At 59.5% G+C, this 16505-nt stretch carries 13 protein-coding genes; 3 read left to right on the forward strand and 10 right to left on the reverse strand.

What is annotated here, in order from left to right; genetic code table 11:
• Nucleotides 1–69 precede the first annotated feature (69 nt).
• The 9 genes from aceA to NN484_RS20765 all read right to left on the reverse strand — a co-directional run bounded on the left by aceA (nt 70) and on the right by NN484_RS20765 (nt 10743).
• Nucleotides 70–1395, reverse strand: coding sequence for an isocitrate lyase (gene aceA / locus NN484_RS20725; protein ID WP_127651030.1), 1326 nt, complete (start codon nt 1393–1395; stop codon nt 70–72).
• 474 nt (nt 1396–1869) lie between these two features.
• Nucleotides 1870–2631, reverse strand: a complete 762-nt coding sequence (locus NN484_RS20730; protein WP_274657756.1) for a secretin N-terminal domain-containing protein — start codon at nt 2629–2631, stop codon at nt 1870–1872.
• Nucleotides 2632–2895: 264 nt separating this feature from the next.
• The gene (locus NN484_RS20735; protein WP_003223818.1) at nt 2896–3321 is read right to left on the reverse strand and encodes a GNAT family N-acetyltransferase; all 426 of its coding nucleotides are present in this window, start codon (nt 3319–3321) and stop codon (nt 2896–2898) included.
• The gene (locus NN484_RS20740; RefSeq protein ID WP_127651027.1) at nt 3314–4483 is read right to left on the reverse strand and encodes a ribosomal protein uL16 3-hydroxylase; all 1170 of its coding nucleotides are present in this window, start codon (nt 4481–4483) and stop codon (nt 3314–3316) included. Before NN484_RS20740 ends, NN484_RS20735 begins: the two co-directional genes overlap by 8 nt.
• An 86-nt stretch (nt 4484–4569) precedes the next feature.
• Nucleotides 4570–5940: an adenylosuccinate lyase gene (gene purB, locus NN484_RS20745; RefSeq protein ID WP_003223822.1), complete on the reverse strand. Its 1371-nt coding sequence runs from the start codon at nt 5938–5940 to the stop codon at nt 4570–4572.
• 127 nt (nt 5941–6067) lie between these two features.
• Nucleotides 6068–6691, reverse strand: coding sequence for a high frequency lysogenization protein HflD (gene hflD / locus NN484_RS20750; protein ID WP_127651026.1), 624 nt, complete (start codon nt 6689–6691; stop codon nt 6068–6070).
• Entirely contained in the window at nt 6688–7812 is a 1125-nt protein-coding gene (mnmA, locus tag NN484_RS20755) for a tRNA 2-thiouridine(34) synthase MnmA (protein WP_127651025.1), read from the reverse strand. The genes hflD and mnmA overlap by 4 nt, the downstream gene beginning before the upstream one ends.
• 59 nt (nt 7813–7871) lie before the next feature.
• Entirely contained in the window at nt 7872–8318 is a 447-nt protein-coding gene (locus NN484_RS20760) for an NUDIX hydrolase (protein ID WP_127651024.1), read from the reverse strand.
• A gap of 199 nt (nt 8319–8517) precedes the next feature.
• A complete protein-coding gene (locus NN484_RS20765; RefSeq protein ID WP_127651023.1) occupies nt 8518–10743 on the reverse strand; it encodes an NADP-dependent isocitrate dehydrogenase in 2226 nt (741 codons plus the stop codon).
• A 481-nt stretch (nt 10744–11224) separates the two neighbouring features.
• Between NN484_RS20765 and icd the strand changes: the two genes are divergently transcribed.
• Nucleotides 11225–12481 (forward strand): NADP-dependent isocitrate dehydrogenase, encoded by a 1257-nt coding sequence (gene icd, locus NN484_RS20770; protein WP_127651022.1) that lies wholly within the window; start codon nt 11225–11227, stop codon nt 12479–12481.
• Nucleotides 12482–12543: 62 nt separating this feature from the next.
• Here icd and NN484_RS20775 read toward each other — a convergent pair whose 3' ends face one another.
• Nucleotides 12544–12825, reverse strand: coding sequence for a cold shock domain-containing protein (locus NN484_RS20775; protein ID WP_215500928.1), 282 nt, complete (start codon nt 12823–12825; stop codon nt 12544–12546).
• A gap of 225 nt (nt 12826–13050) precedes the next feature.
• Between NN484_RS20775 and clpS the strand changes: the two genes are divergently transcribed.
• Together clpS and clpA are read left to right on the forward strand one after the other, a co-directional pair.
• Nucleotides 13051–13434, forward strand: a complete 384-nt coding sequence (gene clpS, locus NN484_RS20780) for an ATP-dependent Clp protease adapter ClpS (RefSeq protein WP_011334948.1) — start codon at nt 13051–13053, stop codon at nt 13432–13434.
• 30 nt (nt 13435–13464) lie between these two features.
• The gene (clpA, locus tag NN484_RS20785) at nt 13465–15735 is read left to right on the forward strand and encodes an ATP-dependent Clp protease ATP-binding subunit ClpA (RefSeq protein ID WP_127651020.1); all 2271 of its coding nucleotides are present in this window, start codon (nt 13465–13467) and stop codon (nt 15733–15735) included.
• The last annotated feature ends 770 nt before the right edge of the window (nt 15736–16505 follow it).

Here is a 16505-nt window from a genome sequence, read left to right on the forward strand (position 1 = left end):
GTCAGTCTTGCGGCTTTGCGGTTAGCTTTCTATACGATCCGCAAAGGCCGTTTGCTCAGCGAAGCCGAATCAGTGGAACTGTTCTTCTTCGGTCGAACCGGTCAGTGCGGTGACCGAGGACGAGCCACCCTGGATCACGGTGGTCATGTCGTCGAAGTAGCCGGTGCCCACTTCCTGCTGGTGAGCCACGAAGGTGTAACCCTTGGCGGCGTCAGCGAATTCCTGCTCCTGCAACTTCACGTAGGCAGTCATGTCGTTGCGGGCGTAGTCGTGCGCCAGGTTGAACATGCTGTGCCACATGTTGTGAATGCCGGCCAGGGTGATGAACTGGTGCTTGTAGCCCATGGCGGACAGTTCGCGCTGGAACTTGGCGATGGTCGCGTCGTCCAGGTTTTTCTTCCAGTTGAAGGAAGGCGAGCAGTTGTACGACAGCAGTTGGTCCGGGTATTCCTTCTTGATCGCTTCAGCGAAGCGACGGGCTTCTTCCAGATCCGGCTTGGCGGTTTCGCACCAGATCAGGTCGGCGTACGGCGCGTAGGCCAGGCCACGAGCGATCGCCTGATCCAGGCCTGCACGCACCTTGTAGAAGCCTTCCTGGGTACGTTCGCCAGTCACGAACGGCTGGTCGTACGGGTCGCAATCCGAGGTCAGCAGGTCAGCAGCGTTAGCGTCGGTACGGGCCAGAATGATGGTCGGGGTACCGGCAACGTCGGCAGCCAGACGTGCAGCCACCAGCTTCTGCACGGCTTCCTGAGTCGGAACCAGTACTTTACCGCCCATGTGACCGCATTTTTTCACGGAAGCCAGTTGGTCTTCGAAGTGAACGCCGGCGGCGCCTGCTTCGATCATGCTCTTCATCAGCTCGTAGGCGTTCAGTACGCCGCCGAAACCGGCTTCGGCGTCAGCCACGATTGGCGCGAAGTAGTCGATGTAACCTTCGTCGCCCGGGTTCTTGCCGGCTTTCCACTGGATCTGGTCAGCACGACGGAACGAGTTGTTGATGCGCTTGACCACGGTTGGCACGGAGTCCACCGGGTACAGCGACTGGTCCGGGTACATGGATTCTGCGGAGTTGTTGTCCGCAGCCACTTGCCAGCCCGACAGGTAGATCGCCTGGATACCGGCCTTGACCTGCTGAACAGCCTGGCCGCCGGTCAGGGCGCCCATGCAGTTGACGAAATCTTTCTCAGGGCGGAAGGATGGCTTGGCACCCTGGGTCACCAGGTTCCACAGCTTCTCGGCGCCCATTTTCGCAAGGGTGTGCTCAGGTTGAACCGAGCCACGCAGACGGACGACGTCAGCAGCGGAGTAAGTGCGAGTCACGCCTTTCCAGCGCGGGTTTTCAGCCCAGTCTTTTTCAAGGGCTGCAATTTGCTGTTCGCGTGTCAGTGCCATGGAGATAAACCTCGTCGCGTCTTTATGAAAAGTAGTTCTGCGGTGGAAAATTCCTGCGCTCGCTGACCAGAAGCTTAGGTGGTCAAGTCGGATTCGGCGGGGTAGGCGACGGGATGAACGATGGGCTCGAGGGGAAGTGAGCAGGTAGTGGCGGACTGCGGGGCGCATTCGGGCGTCGTGGGCCTTTATACGAACTACAGCGTGAAGCCGGGTTACCTAATTACGCTTCCGTCCCTCGGGACAACTTCGTTCCAGTCGGCAACCTCGTCAAACACACCTTGTGGGCGGTACAGACACGAAGCGGTTCGCGGGGTAGGTGCGAACGTCGCTTCGAAGGCCCTTGCCAGGGCCTCTGATTAGCGGGAGCGAGGCCATCATGCCTTCGCTTTTTTGCCTCGTCAAACGTTTTGTAGTGCTTTTTTACAGGCACTACATCTTTCGTCTAATACGACTAATCAGTCAGTTTTCGGTGCTTTAGTCCAGGGCGTCGACTTTTACCTTCAAGGTCATGTCATCCCGGCCTTGAGTCGAGTAGCTGCGGGTCAGGCCCTGTTTGTCGGCCTGAGTCTGGCGATTCACGCCGGCGAGGGTGATCCATTCGCCCAGGCGTCCGCTGACGGTTGTGTCGGTGCTTTGCACGTTCACTACATCAGGACGTTCCTGGCTCATGCGGTCACGGTTGGTGCTGATCGACAGGTGAACGATGTCGCCGGTGACGCTGGCCGTGACATAGAAGCCCTGGGTGACGTTGCGGTATTGCGTCTGGCTGCTGTAATCGCCGTACGAGTTGGTCTGGCTGCTGGTGATCGGCACGCTCTGGCCGACCTGGATCAGTGCCGGCATGCCGTCGGTGGCCTGCACTTGCTGCACGCCGCCGTCACGGCTGGCGGTGCTGCGGCTGATGATGCGGGTCTGGTTCGGCTGCGTGCCGTTGACCGAGTAGCCTTCATCGCCGCGACCGTTGTTTTCATTGGTATCGACAGTGATCAGCAGGCGTTTGGGGGCAGTGTCCAGTTGAGTGATCAGCGCCTTGAGTTCCTGGATCTTGTCCGGCTCGGCCTTGATGATCAGTTGGTTGCCGTAGGCGCTGACCTGACCGTCCTTGCCGAGGAAGTCCTGCGCCATCGGCAGCATGTCGGCGCTGGTGCGGTAATTGAGAGGCACGATTTCTGTGGCTGCCATCACCGATAGGCTGCAACCGAGCAGCAGGGTGGTGAGCAGGGTGCGTAGGGACATGTCCGTTATCTCCGCTTTCGAAAGGCTTGATATTGCCAGTTTGTCGGCCTGCGGTGGTGCAAGTTGAATCGTAGACAGCAAAACGCCCCGGCATCCGAAAATGACGGGGCGTTTTGAGGGTGTTCACATACCGCTTTTTGTGGCGAGGGAGCTTGCTCCCGCAGGGCTGCGCAGCAGACCTCTAATGTTTAGGGTCGCTTCGCGCCCCAGCGGGAGCAAGCTCCCTCGCCACAGAATCTCCAGAGATCAGAGGATCTCTGCTGATCAGGCCGAATGACGAACCATATCGACATGCGGAATCCCGGCTTCGAGGAATTCCTCGCTGACCAGGCTGAAACCCAGGCGCTCATAAAACGCCGTGGCCTGCACCTGCGCGCTGAGCATCTGCTGCTGCAGGCCGCGCGCTTCGGCTTCGGCGATGACCGCTTGCATCAGCGCATCGCCAACCTTCATCCCGCGCCAGTCCTTCAGGACTGAAACCCGGCCAATGTGCCCGTCGGGCAACAGGCGGGCGGTACCGATCGGAAAGTCGCCTTCGAACGCCAGAAAATGCACGGCGGTCGCGTCATCGGCGTCCCATTCCAGTTCAGGTGGTACCGATTGTTCGGCGATGAACACCGTTTCACGAATGCGCCGGATCTCGGCGTTGTCCTTTTGCCAGTCTGCGACACGTACGCGAATCTTATTCATCGGCGAATCCCAGGCTGCCCTGTTTGACCAGCTCGCACAGCAGGCCGCGACCGTCTTCGTCGTCCAGCCATTCGCCGAGGTTGTCGGCGTGCAGCGCGTCGGCGGCGCAGATCAGCTTCAGCAGCTCGCGCAGCTTGCCCGGCAGGTAACGGCTCTGGCCACTGGCGAACAGCAGCAGGTCGTCATCGACTTCCGACCAGGCCAGACGCGCGCTCGGGTTGCGGATCAGTACGGCGCCATCCTGCAGGGCGGCGAGGAAGTCGTCTTCTTCGACGTCTTCAGGGCCGACCACCAGTTCCGGGTAGCGCGGCTCGGTCATGTACTGGCCGAACCAGGTCAGCAGCAGGCGTTCATCGCTCATATGTTCGGCGAGCAGGCTTTTCAGGCGGTCCAGCGCATCGTGCTGAATCTGGTGCGGATCGGCCGCTGGCTGCGCGTCGGCGTCGGTGTAGCGCTCTTCGTCCGACAGGAACTGGCTGAGGAAGTCAGTGAAGTGGGTCAGCACTTCAGAGGCGCTCGGGGCGCGGAAGCCGACCGAGTAGGTCATGCAGTTGTCAACGGCGATCCCGCAGTGAGCCAGGCGCGGCGGCAGGTAAAGCATGTCGCCCGGTTCCAGGACCCACTCTTCGGTCTGTTCGAATTCGGCGAGGATGCGCAGGTCCGCGTGCTGCAGCAGCGGGCTGTCGGTGTCGCACATCTGGCCGATTTTCCAGTTGCGCTTGCCGTGGCCTTGCAGCAGGAACACGTCGTAGTTGTCGAAGTGCGGACCGACGCTGCCACCTGGCGCTGCGAAGCTGATCATTACGTCATCGACGCGCCAGCTCGGCAGGAAGCGGAAGTTTTCCAGCAGCTCGCTGACTTCCGGCACGAATTGATCAACGGCCTGAACGAGCAAGGTCCACTCTTTTTCCGGCAATTTGCTGAATTCGTCTTCGGCGAACGGGCCGCGACGCAGCTCCCACGGACGCTCGCCGTGCTCGATCACCAGGCGCGACTCGACCTCTTCTTCCAGAGCCAGGCCCGCCAGTTCGTCGGCGTCGATCGGGCTTTCGAAGTCAGGAATGGCCTGACGGATCAGCAGCGGCTTTTTCTGCCAGTAATCGCGCATGAATTCGCGCGCTGTGAGACCGCCCAGGAGTTGAAGAGGAGTGTCAGGATTCATGTGTAACCTATTGAAAAAAAGCATTTTTCAGACGGGAATAAAAACGCCCGGCGCGGCCGGGCGTCTCAAACGGGTCAAGCGGTGAATCAGATGCGTTTGGCTTGCGCTACAGCGTTGCCGATGTAGTTGGCCGGGGTCAGCTGTTTCAGCTCGGCTTTCGCTTCGGCCGGCATGTCCAGGCCGTCGATGAAAGTCTGCAGCGCTTCGGGGCTGATGCCCTTGCCGCGGGTCAGTTCTTTCAGTTTTTCGTACGGGTTTTCGATGTTGTAGCGGCGCATCACGGTCTGGATCGGCTCGGCCAATACTTCCCAGCATGCGTCGAGGTCAGCAGCAATCTTCTGCTCGTTGAGCTCCAGCTTGCTGATGCCTTTGAGGCTGGCTTCGTACGCGATCACGCTGTGGGCGAAGCCGACACCGAGGTTACGCAGCACGGTGGAGTCGGTCAGGTCGCGCTGCCAGCGGGAGATCGGCAGTTTGCTCGCCAGGTGCTGGAACAGTGCGTTGGCGATGCCCAGGTTGCCTTCGGAGTTTTCGAAGTCGATCGGGTTGACCTTGTGCGGCATGGTCGACGAACCGATTTCGCCAGCGATGGTGCGCTGCTTGAAGTAACCCAGGGAGATGTAGCCCCAGATGTCACGGTCGAAGTCGATCAGGATGGTGTTGAAGCGTGCAATCGCGTCGAACAGCTCGGCGATGTAGTCGTGCGGCTCGATCTGCGTGGTGTACGGGTTGAAGCCCAGGCCCAGCTCGTCTTCGATGAAGGCGCGGGCGTTGGCTTCCCAGTCGATCTGCGGGTAGGCCGACAGGTGGGCGTTGTAGTTGCCTACCGCGCCGTTGATCTTGCCCAGCAGCGGCACGGCAGCGACCTGCGCGATCTGACGCTCGAGGCGGTAAACCACGTTGGCCAGCTCTTTGCCCAGAGTGGTCGGCGAAGCCGGCTGACCGTGGGTGCGCGACAGCATCGGCACGTCGGCGAAACGGATGGCCAGTTCGCGGATGGCGTTGGCGGTCTGGCGCATCAGCGGCAGCATCACGTCGTCACGGCCTTCGCGCAGCATCAGGGCGTGGGACAGGTTGTTGATGTCTTCACTGGTGCAGGCAAAGTGGATGAACTCGCTGACCTTGGCCAGCTCCGGCAACTTGGCCGCCTGCTCCTTGAGCAGGTATTCGATCGCCTTGACGTCGTGGTTGGTGGTGCGCTCGATCTCTTTGACGCGCTCGGCGTGCTCCAGCGAGAAGTTTTCAGCCAGTTCATTGAGAACGGCGTTGGCCTCGGCGGAGAAGGCTGGCACTTCCGGGATACCGGCGTGGGCGGCCAGGCGCTGGAGCCAGCGCACTTCAACCAGGACGCGGGCACGGATCAGGCCGTACTCGCTGAAAATCGGGCGCAGGGCCTGGGTTTTGCCGGCGTAGCGGCCGTCAACAGGGGAAACCGCAGTGAGCGAAGAGAGCTGCATGGGGTGTTCTCGGACAGTCGGGCAACGAAATGGGGCGCGTATCATACATGAAAAAATCCGCCGGTCCGTTGCCAACTGACCGGCGTATTACGCGTTACAGACTACAAAACTTTTATTGCGCGACGATTTACTCGCTGCGCATCAATGGATACAGCTCTTTGAGCAGCTTGCGCCGGCTGATCACCAACTGCCAGCGGTGCCCGCCGAGCTGTCGCCACAGGCGTGCCGAGCGGATGCCGGCCAGCAGCAGCGCACGGATCTTCGAGGCGTTGCTCGGTTGCTGCAGGTTGCGCATGTCGCCATGCACCTGAATGCGTTGGCGCAGGGTGCTCAGGGTGTCCTGATACAGCGCGCCGCAGGCGGCGATCACGTTTTCGTGGGCCGGGCCGAAGTGTTCGACCTGCGACTGGATCTGCGGCAGGCGCTTGCCAATGGTGTCGAGCATGTCGCCACGCTTGGCCAGTTGCCGTTCAAGGCCGAGCATCGACAGCGCGTAGCGTAAAGGCTCGCGTTGCAAGGTGCTCGGGTCGCGCTCCAGTGCGCCGATCAAGGCACGATAGCCCTCGCGCAGGTTGATATCGTCGCCGCCATACACGTCCAGTGTGTCTTTCGGGTCGCGTACCAGCAGGCTGCCGAGCATGCAGCTCAGGCCGGCTTCGCTGGTCTGGCCGGTCTTGGCGATCCGGTCGACCAGCACGGCGGCGAGAAACACGCCGCCCAGCGCCGTCAGTTGCTCCTGAGTCGGGCTCATGCCTGGCCGCTCCACGGCTCGGCGACTTCAATCACGCCGCCACCGAGGCAGATTTCACCGTCGTAGAACACCACGGACTGGCCCGGGGTCACCGCGCGTTGCGGTTCGTCGAACACGGCGCGGTAGCCGGTGGTGGTTTTTTCCAGGGTGCAGGCCTGATCGCTCTGGCGATAACGCACTTTGGCGGTCAGGCGCAGCGGCTGGCTCAGGTCGATCGGGTTGACCCAGTAGATTTCCGAAGCGAGCAGGGCGCTGGAGAACAGCCATGGATGGTTGTTGCCCTGGCCGACGATCAGTTCGTTGTTGTCCAGATCCTTGCGCAGCACGTACCACGGCTCATCACCGGCGTCCTTCAGGCCGCCAATGCCCAGGCCCTGACGCTGACCGATGGTGTGGTACATCAAACCGTGGTGACGGCCGATGACTTCGCCTTCAGTGGTCTTGATCTCGCCCGGTTGCGCCGGCAGGTATTGCTTGAGGAAGTCGCTGAAGCGGCGCTCGCCGATGAAGCAGATCCCGGTGGAATCCTTTTTCTTGGCGGTCGCCAGCTCATATTTCTCGGCAATCGCGCGTACTTCAGGCTTCTCCAGCTCGCCGACCGGGAACAGGGTCTTGGCGATCTGTTCGCCGCCAACGGCGTGCAGGAAGTAGCTCTGGTCCTTGTTCGGATCAAGGCCCTTGAGCAGTTCGGTGCGGCCATCGATGTCGCGGCGGCGCACGTAGTGGCCGGTGGCGATCAGGTCGGCACCGAGCATCATGGCGTAGTCGAGGAACGCCTTGAACTTGATCTCGCGGTTACACAGGATGTCCGGGTTCGGCGTGCGACCGGCCTTGTATTCAGCCAGGAAGTGCTCGAACACGTTATCCCAGTACTCGGCGGCGAAGTTGGCGGTGTGCAGCTTGATGCCGATCTTGTCGCACACAGCCTGGGCATCCGCCAGGTCGTCCATGGCGGTGCAGTATTCCGTTCCGTCGTCTTCTTCCCAGTTCTTCATGAACAGGCCTTCCACCTCATAACCCTGCTCGATCAGCAGGAGAGCGGAAACGGAAGAGTCCACGCCGCCGGACATGCCGACAATGACGCGCTTCTTGGATGTGTCAGAAGGGGCTGGATCACGCATAGGGATTCAATGAGTGTCTTGAAAAAGGACGCGATTCTATCAGGCTCACGGCCTCAAGGCTAAAGAGAAGGGCGGATCAGTTCGAGACTGAAGTGGTGGCCGGCCAGATAATCGTCGATGCAGCGGATGATCAGCTCGCTGCGCCAGTGCTCGCGCTGGGCGATTAATTCGCTGCGGGTCAACCACTTGGCGCCGACGATGCCGTCGTCCAGTTGATAGTCCGGGTGGTGTTTCACCGCTTTGGCGCTGAAACACACACGCTGGTACGTCACGCCGTTGCTCGGCGCGGTGTACAGGTAAATGCCGATCACGCCGGTGGGCTCGACGTCCCAGCCGGTTTCCTCAAGGGTTTCGCGCACGGCGGCTTCGGTCAGGGTTTCGTCCGGGTCGAGATGGCCGGCGGGCTGGTTGAGCACGTTACGCCCGGCCTTGTGCTCTTCGACCATCAGGAAGCGGCCGTTGTCTTCGACGATGGTGGCGACGGTGATGTGGGGGAGCCATTCCATGAGTTGTCCTCAAATATTGAATTGAAACCCGATCCCTTGTAGGAGTGAGGCTGCTCGCGATAGCGGTATACCATTCAACAACTATGGTGCCTGAAATTACGCTATCGCGAGCAGGCTCACTCCTACAGGGGATTTGTGTTGTATTCAGAAACACAAACCCCGGCACAGGGCCGGGGTTTGTGATGTTCCCTTTACAACCTTAAACCAGCGCAGCAACCGCCGCGTTGAAGGTCGCGCTTGGGCGCATGGCCTTGCTGATCAGCTCGGCGTCGGCGTGGTAGTAACCACCGATGTCCACTGGCTTGCCCTGAACGGCGTTGAGCTCGGCAACGATGGTCGCCTCGTTCTCGGTCAGAGTCTTGGCCAGGGGCGCGAACTGCGCTTGCAGTGCAGCGTCTTCGGTCTGGGCAGCCAGGGCCTGAGCCCAGTACATCGCCAGGTAGAAGTGGCTGCCGCGGTTGTCGATGTTGCCGACTTTGCGCGATGGCGACTTGTTGTTGTCCAGGAACTGGCCGGTGGCCTGGTCCAGGGTCTTGGACAGAACCAGCGCTTTCGGGTTGTTGTAGTTCACACCCAGGTGCTCGAGGGAGGCTGCCAGCGCGAGGAACTCGCCCAGCGAATCCCAGCGCAGGAAGTTCTCTTCAACCAGTTGCTGCACGTGCTTCGGAGCCGAACCGCCGGCGCCGGTTTCGAACAGGCCACCGCCGTTCATCAGCGGCACGATCGACAGCATCTTGGCGCTGGTGCCCAGTTCCATGATCGGGAACAGGTCGGTCAGGTAGTCGCGCAGTACGTTGCCGGTCACCGAGATGGTGTCGAGGCCGGAGCGAGTGCGCTGCAGGGTGTACTTCATGGCATCGACCGGCGCCATGATCTGGATGTCCAGGCCGCTGGTGTCGTGATCCTTCAGGTAAGCCTGAACCTTCTCGATCACTACGCCGTCGTGGGCACGCATCGGGTCCAGCCAGAAGATTGCCGGGGTGCTGCTGGCGCGAGCACGGTTGACGGCCAGTTTGACCCAGTCCTGGATCGGCGCGTCTTTGGTCTGGCACATGCGGAAGATATCGCCAGCTTCAACAGCTTGTTCCATCAGCAGGTTGCCCTTGCTGTCGGTGACGCGAACCACGCCGTCAGCCTTGGTCTGGAACGTCTTGTCGTGCGAGCCGTACTCTTCGGCTTTCTTCGCCATCAGGCCGACGTTTGGCACGCTGCCCATGGTGGTCGGATCGAACGCGCCATTGGCTTTGCAGTCTTCGATCACGGCCTGGTAGATGGTTGCGTAGCAACGATCCGGGATCACAGCCTTGGTGTCGTGCAGCTGGCCGTCGGTGCCCCACATCTTGCCGGAGTCACGGATCATCGCTGGCATCGAGGCGTCGACGATGACGTCGCTCGGCACGTGCAGGTTGGTGATGCCCTTGTCGGAGTTGACCATCGCCAGCGATGGACGCGCGGCGTAGACCGCTGCCATGTCAGCTTCGATCTGCGCTTGCTGCTCGGCCGGCAGGGCCTTGATGCGAGCGTACAGATCGCCGATGCCGTTGTTCAGGTTGAAGCCGATCTCGGCCAGCACGTCAGCGTGCTTGGTCAGGGCGTCTTTATAGAACTCGGCAACGATCTGGCCGAACATGATCGGGTCGGAGACCTTCATCATGGTCGCTTTCAGGTGTACCGACAGCAGCACGCCTTGCGCTTTGGCGCTTTCGATTTCAGCAGCGATGAACGCACGCAGGGCGTTTTTGCTCAACACGGCGCAGTCGAGGATCTCGCCAGCCTGAACGCTGGTTTTTTCTTTCAGGACGGTAGCGGTACCGTCTTTGGCGATCAGCTCGATTTTCACAACGTCAGCGGCGTCGATCAGGGCAGCTTTTTCGCTGCCGTAGAAATCGCCGGTGCTCATGTGAGCAACGTGGGACTTGGAGTCTTTGGCCCAGGCGCCCATTTTGTGCGGGTGCTTGCGCGCATAGTTCTTGACCGACAGCGGAGCGCGGCGGTCGGAGTTGCCTTCACGCAGAACCGGGTTCACGGCGCTGCCCTTGATCTTGTCGTAACGCGCCTTGGCTTCTTTTTCGGCGTCGGTGGTCACGGTTTCCGGATAGTCCGGCAGGTTGTAACCCTGGGCTTGCAGTTCTTTGATTGCCGCTTGCAGCTGAGGCACCGAAGCGCTGATGTTCGGCAGCTTGATGATGTTGGCTTCAGGCGTAACGGCCAGGTCGCCCAGTTCGGCGAGGTGGTCGGCTACGGCTTTGTCGCCCAGTTGCTCGGGGAAGCTGGCCAGGATGCGTGCTGCAAGAGAGATATCGCGGGTTTCCACGGCGATATCGGCCGAGGCGGTGTAAGCCTCGATGATCGGCAGCAGGGAATAGGTGGCGAGGGCTGGAGCTTCGTCGGTGAAGGTATAGATGATCTTCGAGCGGGTGGGCATATTCGGATTAACTCTCTCTTCTTTGCTAAAGCGTGCGCAGAAACTCGAGGGGCGCCGGGTAAGCGCGTTCGTTCAAAGTCATCCATGAACCGAATGTCGAGATTCTTCGCGGTGATGTTGGGTGCATCAGTAGAGCGTCAAGCAGTCGGACTGCGGTAACAACCCGACCAATCAGGCGGAAAGTCTCGTGCTAGAGAGGCCAGCCGTCGTGACCCTTTGGTCAGCGGGCGGCATTATACATAGGTAGCTGGCAATCTGCCGATGGTTCATATGCAACCCGCCTCGTCCATTGGTCTAAAGGTCGCAGGGCGGAGTGGGGCGTAGAGTCGCCGGGAATGCTTGAGTTTGGCGCTTTTCCCTTTGCTTTCAGGCTTGTACGAAGCCAGATATGCCTGCGCCGTGAACAGAGGGTTTGCGTGTTGATTTAACTGGGTTACGCTCGAACCAAGCCAGATGTTCAATCCAAACAATGGAGTTCAGCATGGGTTACAAGAAGATTCAGGTTCCAGCCGTCGGCGACAAAATCACCGTCAATGCAGACCATTCTCTCAATGTTCCTGATAACCCGATCATCCCCTTCATCGAAGGTGACGGCATTGGTGTCGACATCAGCCCGGTGATGATCAAGGTTGTCGATGCTGCTGTTCAGAAGGCCTACGGCGGCAAGCGCAAGATTTCCTGGATGGAAGTCTATGCCGGCGAAAAAGCCACTCAGGTTTACGACCAGGACACCTGGCTGCCCCAGGAAACCCTGGACGCGGTCAAGGATTACGTGGTTTCCATCAAAGGCCCACTGACCACGCCGGTCGGTGGCGGTATCCGTTCGCTGAACGTGGCCCTGCGCCAGCAACTCGACCTGTACGTCTGCCTGCGCCCGGTGCGCTGGTTCGAAGGCGTACCGAGCCCGGTGAAAAAGCCCGGCGACGTCGACATGACCATTTTCCGCGAGAACTCCGAGGACATCTACGCCGGTATCGAGTGGAAGGCCGGTTCCCCGGAAGCCACCAAGATCATCAAATTCCTTAAAGAAGAAATGGGCGTCACCAAGATCCGTTTCGACGAAAACTGCGGTATCGGCGTCAAGCCGGTGTCCCTCGAAGGCACCAAGCGTCTGGCGCGCAAGGCCCTGCAATATGTGGTCGACAACGATCGCGACTCGCTGACCATCGTGCACAAAGGCAACATCATGAAGTTCACCGAAGGTGCCTTCAAGGAATGGGCCTATGAAGTGGCGGCCGAAGAATTCGGCGCGACCCTGCTCGACGGCGGTCCGTGGATGCAGTTCAAAAATCCGAAAACCGGCAAGAACGTCATCGTCAAAGATGCCATCGCCGACGCCATGCTTCAGCAGATCCTGCTGCGCCCGGCGGAATACGATGTGATCGCGACCCTCAACCTCAACGGCGACTACCTCTCCGACGCCCTGGCGGCGGAAGTGGGCGGTATCGGTATTGCGCCGGGTGCCAACCTGTCCGACACCGTGGCGATGTTCGAAGCCACCCATGGCACCGCGCCGAAGTACGCCGGCAAGGACCAGGTCAACCCGGGTTCGCTGATTCTCTCGGCCGAGATGATGCTGCGCCACATGGGCTGGACCGAAGCGGCGGATCTGATCATCAAGGGCACCAACGGCGCCATTGGTGCGAAAACCGTGACCTACGACTTCGAGCGTCTGATGGACGGCGCCAAGCTGGTCTCGTCTTCAGGCTTCGGTGATGCGCTGATTTCGCACATGTAAGCGATACAGGTACAAAAAAACCGCCTTCGGGCGGTTTTTTCATGGCGGGAAAACTGTTCAGGTCAGCTCGACACCTTTTCGGCACGAGAGGCATGCGCAGCCGTCTCGCTGGCAACCGTCGCGCCTTTGATTTTCACGGCATGCAGGCCTTTGGGCCCCTGGACGATCTCGAAGCTGACGAGTTGTCCGGCCTTGAGGGTTTTATACCCGTCCATCTCAATGGCGGAGTAGTGTGCAAAGAAATCGATTTCTTTGCCATCCTCGTCTCGTCCTTCGCGGGCATCGGTGTTGATGAAGCCGAATCCCTTGGCATTGTTGAACCACTTGACCTTGCCGACAGCCATGCTCAAATCCCTCTGCAACAGACTCCATCGCTGGAGTATCATCCAGGACATCCGCAATCGAATTCGTTTAAATGAATTGACTCCGCGGATCTTTTTTACCCACTGTGGGCTCTATTGGTTGTAACACCGTTTTCCCGATAGTCAAGGTGACCGGGCAGTCGGAGTTGAAAAGGTGCACAGCCGCCCCCACCACTGTATTTGCACAACTGACGAACCTTTCTTTCCATGCATGCAATCAGCCAGATTCGACTAACATTCAATCAGGATCGCCCGCTTCTCCAAAAGGATCTTCCACAGGAGCACGACGACGATTCGGCAGGCGTTGCTGTTCAGGAAGCAAAGCCTGCGTTACAGGCGCCGCCGATGTACAAGGTGGTTTTGTTCAACGATGACTACACACCGATGGATTTCGTCGTCGAAGTGCTCGAGGTGTTTTTTAACCTGAATCGCGAGCTGGCGACCAAGGTCATGCTGGCCGTCCACACAGAAGGACGGGCAGTATGTGGAGTGTTTACCCGCGACATCGCCGAGACAAAGGCCATGCAGGTCAACCAGTACGCCAGGGAAAGCCAGCATCCGCTACTCTGTGAAATCGAGAAGGACGGTTAATCGCCGACCACTTGGGTATGAGGTGAAGCTATGTTAAACCGCGAGCTCGAAGTCACCCTCAATCTTGCCTTCAAGGAGGCTCGTTCGAAGCGTCATGAATTCATGACCGTCGAACACCTGCTGCTGGCCCTATTGGACAATGAGGCTGCCGCCACCGTATTGCGTGCCTGCGGCGCAAACCTCGACAAACTCAAGCACGACCTGCAGGAGTTCATCGACTCCACCACGCCATTGATCCCCGTCCATGACGAAGATCGTGAAACCCAGCCAACTCTGGGCTTCCAGCGTGTACTGCAGCGTGCTGTTTTTCACGTACAGAGCTCGGGCAAACGCGAAGTGACTGGCGCCAACGTGCTGGTTGCAATCTTCAGTGAGCAAGAGAGTCAGGCCGTGTTTCTGCTGAAACAGCAGAGCGTTGCGCGTATTGATGTCGTCAATTACATCGCCCATGGCATTTCCAAAGTGCCGGGGCATGGCGATCACTCTGAAGGTGAACAAGATATGCAGGACGACGAGGGCGGTGAGTCTTCTTCCTCAGGCAATCCTCTGGATGCTTATGCCAGTAACCTGAACGAACTTGCGCGCCAGGGGCGTATCGATCCGCTGGTCGGCCGCGAAATGGAAGTCGAGCGTGTCGCGCAGATTCTCGCGCGTCGGCGCAAGAACAATCCGCTGTTGGTGGGCGAGGCGGGCGTGGGTAAAACCGCGATTGCCGAAGGCTTGGCCAAGCGCATTGTCGACAACCAGGTGCCGGACCTGCTGGCCAACAGCGTCGTCTACTCGCTCGATCTCGGTGCTCTGCTCGCGGGCACCAAGTATCGCGGCGATTTCGAGAAGCGCTTCAAGGCGCTGCTCAATGAACTGAAAAAACGTCCGCAGGCGATCCTGTTCATCGACGAGATCCACACCATTATCGGTGCGGGGGCTGCGTCCGGTGGAGTGATGGATGCCTCGAACCTGCTCAAGCCATTGCTCTCGTCTGGCGACATTCGCTGCATCGGCTCGACCACGTTCCAGGAATTTCGCGGCATCTTCGAGAAGGACCGTGCCCTGGCGCGGCGCTTCCAGAAAGTCGATGTCGTCGAGCCGTCGGTGGAAGATACCATCGGCATCCTGCGCGGCCTGAAAGGGCGTTTCGAGCAGCACCACAACATCGAATACAGCGATGAGTCGTTGCGCGCTGCCGCTGAACTGGCATCGCGCTACATCAATGACCGGCACATGCCGGACAAGGCCATCGACGTGATCGACGAAGCGGGCGCCTACCAGCGTCTGCAACCAGTCGAAAAACGTGTGAAACGCATTGAGGTGCCGCAGGTTGAAGACATCGTGGCGAAGATCGCGCGGATTCCGCCGAAACACGTCACCAGTTCCGACAAGGAACTGCTGCGCAACCTGGAGCGTGACCTGAAGCTGACGGTGTTTGGTCAGGACGCCGCGATCGATTCGCTGTCGACCGCGATCAAGCTGTCCCGTGCCGGCCTCAAGTCGCCTGACAAGCCTGTCGGTTCGTTCCTGTTCGCAGGTCCTACCGGTGTCGGTAAAACCGAGGCCGCGCGGCAGCTGGCCAAGGCGTTGGGGATCGAACTGGTGCGCTTCGACATGTCCGAATACATGGAGCGTCACACCGTATCGCGTCTGATCGGTGCACCTCCAGGCTATGTCGGGTTCGATCAGGGCGGTCTGTTGACCGAAGCGATCACCAAGCAGCCGCACTGCGTATTGCTGCTCGATGAAATCGAGAAGGCGCATCCGGAAGTCTTCAACCTGCTGCTGCAGGTGATGGACCACGGTACGCTCACCGACAACAACGGGCGCAAGGCGGACTTCCGCAACGTGATCATCATCATGACCACCAACGCCGGTGCCGAGACTGCAGCGCGTGCTTCGATCGGTTTCACTCATCAGGATCACTCGTCCGATGCGATGGAAGTGATCAAGAAGAGCTTTACGCCTGAATTCCGTAACCGTCTGGACACCATTATCCAGTTTGGTCGCCTCAGTCATGAGGTCATCAAAAGTGTGGTGGACAAGTTCCTCACCGAACTGCAGGCGCAGCTGGAAGACAAGCGTGTGTTGCTGGAGGTTACCGATGCGGCGCGCAGCTGGCTGGCGGCCGGTGGTTACGATTCGGCCATGGGCGCACGTCCGATGGCGCGCCTGATCCAGGACAAGATCAAGCGTCCGTTGGCGGAGGAGATTCTGTTTGGCGAGCTGGCCGAGCATGGCGGTGTGGTTCACATCGACATCAAGGATGGTGAGTTGACGTTTGACTTCGAAACTACCGCAGAAATGGCCTGACGGCCTTGGATCAAGAGGGCGCCTTCGGGCGCCTTTTTGTTGTCTGGTGTTTTTGTGTGTATATCCGTTGCTGCGGTGATGGCTTATTACGGTTTCGCCCTTACGGCGACTCACTTTTTTTCAAACGCCAAAAAAAGTAAGCAAAAAACGCTTGCTCCTACGTGCGGCCCGCTCGCTGGGGCTCGGGGTACCTTCGCTGCGGGATCGATCCGGGCGCAGCGTCTACGGTTTGCTTCGCTGCACCTCCTCTCGCTGTGTTTGGCTGCGCCAAACGGTCGCTGCGCTCCCACGCCCGGATCAATCCCTCCACTCAGCCTGCCGACGTCGCCCATGGATCAAGAGCTGCAGCCGAGCTAACGCTCATCCTGTTGAGTGGTGAGAGGCGGGTGCGGTCTGCTGTTGATTTCTGTGGAGCTGTCTTTTCAGCGATGGCGGCCTGACAGCCGACCAACCTCTAATTGAATACACCCAATCCCATGTAGGAGCTGCCGAAGGCTGCGATCTTTTGATCTGGCTCTGGCTTTTGATGTGGCTTTTGATCTCCAGCCCCTTCGGCAGGCCGAGCGAAGGTGTTCATCCGGGGGTTGGGCGCGCAGCGCCATGCGGCGAAGCCGCATACATCGAGAGGAGGTGCAGCGAAGCAAACCGTAGGCGATGCCCCCGGATGGACACCGTAGCGAGGGAGCACTGAGCCTCAGCGAAGTGCCGTACGCCGGGGCCAAGCCTTTTGGGTTACCTTTTCGGCGTTTGGAAAAGGTGACTCGCTGTAA

This window comes from Pseudomonas serboccidentalis (assembly GCF_028830055.1).
Classification (GTDB): domain Bacteria; phylum Pseudomonadota; class Gammaproteobacteria; order Pseudomonadales; family Pseudomonadaceae; genus Aquipseudomonas; species Aquipseudomonas serboccidentalis.

Bases quoted from the DNA above. Each gene is read 5' to 3' on its own strand.
- aceA (WP_127651030.1), bottom strand. From the start codon at position 1,395: ATGGCACTGACACGCGAACAGCAAATTGCAGCCCTTGAAAAAGACTGG.
- NN484_RS20730 (WP_274657756.1), bottom strand. From the start codon at position 2,631: ATGTCCCTACGCACCCTGCTCACCACCCTGCTGCTCGGTTGCAGCCTA.
- NN484_RS20735 (WP_003223818.1), bottom strand. From the start codon at position 3,321: ATGAATAAGATTCGCGTACGTGTCGCAGACTGGCAAAAGGACAACGCC.
- NN484_RS20740 (WP_127651027.1), bottom strand. From the start codon at position 4,483: ATGAATCCTGACACTCCTCTTCAACTCCTGGGCGGTCTCACAGCGCGC.
- purB (WP_003223822.1), bottom strand. From the start codon at position 5,940: ATGCAGCTCTCTTCGCTCACTGCGGTTTCCCCTGTTGACGGCCGCTAC.
- hflD (WP_127651026.1), bottom strand. From the start codon at position 6,691: ATGAGCCCGACTCAGGAGCAACTGACGGCGCTGGGCGGCGTGTTTCTC.
- mnmA (WP_127651025.1), bottom strand. From the start codon at position 7,812: ATGCGTGATCCAGCCCCTTCTGACACATCCAAGAAGCGCGTCATTGTC.
- NN484_RS20760 (WP_127651024.1), bottom strand. From the start codon at position 8,318: ATGGAATGGCTCCCCCACATCACCGTCGCCACCATCGTCGAAGACAAC.
- NN484_RS20765 (WP_127651023.1), bottom strand. From the start codon at position 10,743: ATGCCCACCCGCTCGAAGATCATCTATACCTTCACCGACGAAGCTCCA.
- icd (WP_127651022.1), top strand. From the start codon at position 11,225: ATGGGTTACAAGAAGATTCAGGTTCCAGCCGTCGGCGACAAAATCACC.
- NN484_RS20775 (WP_215500928.1), bottom strand. From the start codon at position 12,825: ATGGCTGTCGGCAAGGTCAAGTGGTTCAACAATGCCAAGGGATTCGGC.
- clpS (WP_011334948.1), top strand. From the start codon at position 13,051: ATGCATGCAATCAGCCAGATTCGACTAACATTCAATCAGGATCGCCCG.
- clpA (WP_127651020.1), top strand. From the start codon at position 13,465: ATGTTAAACCGCGAGCTCGAAGTCACCCTCAATCTTGCCTTCAAGGAG.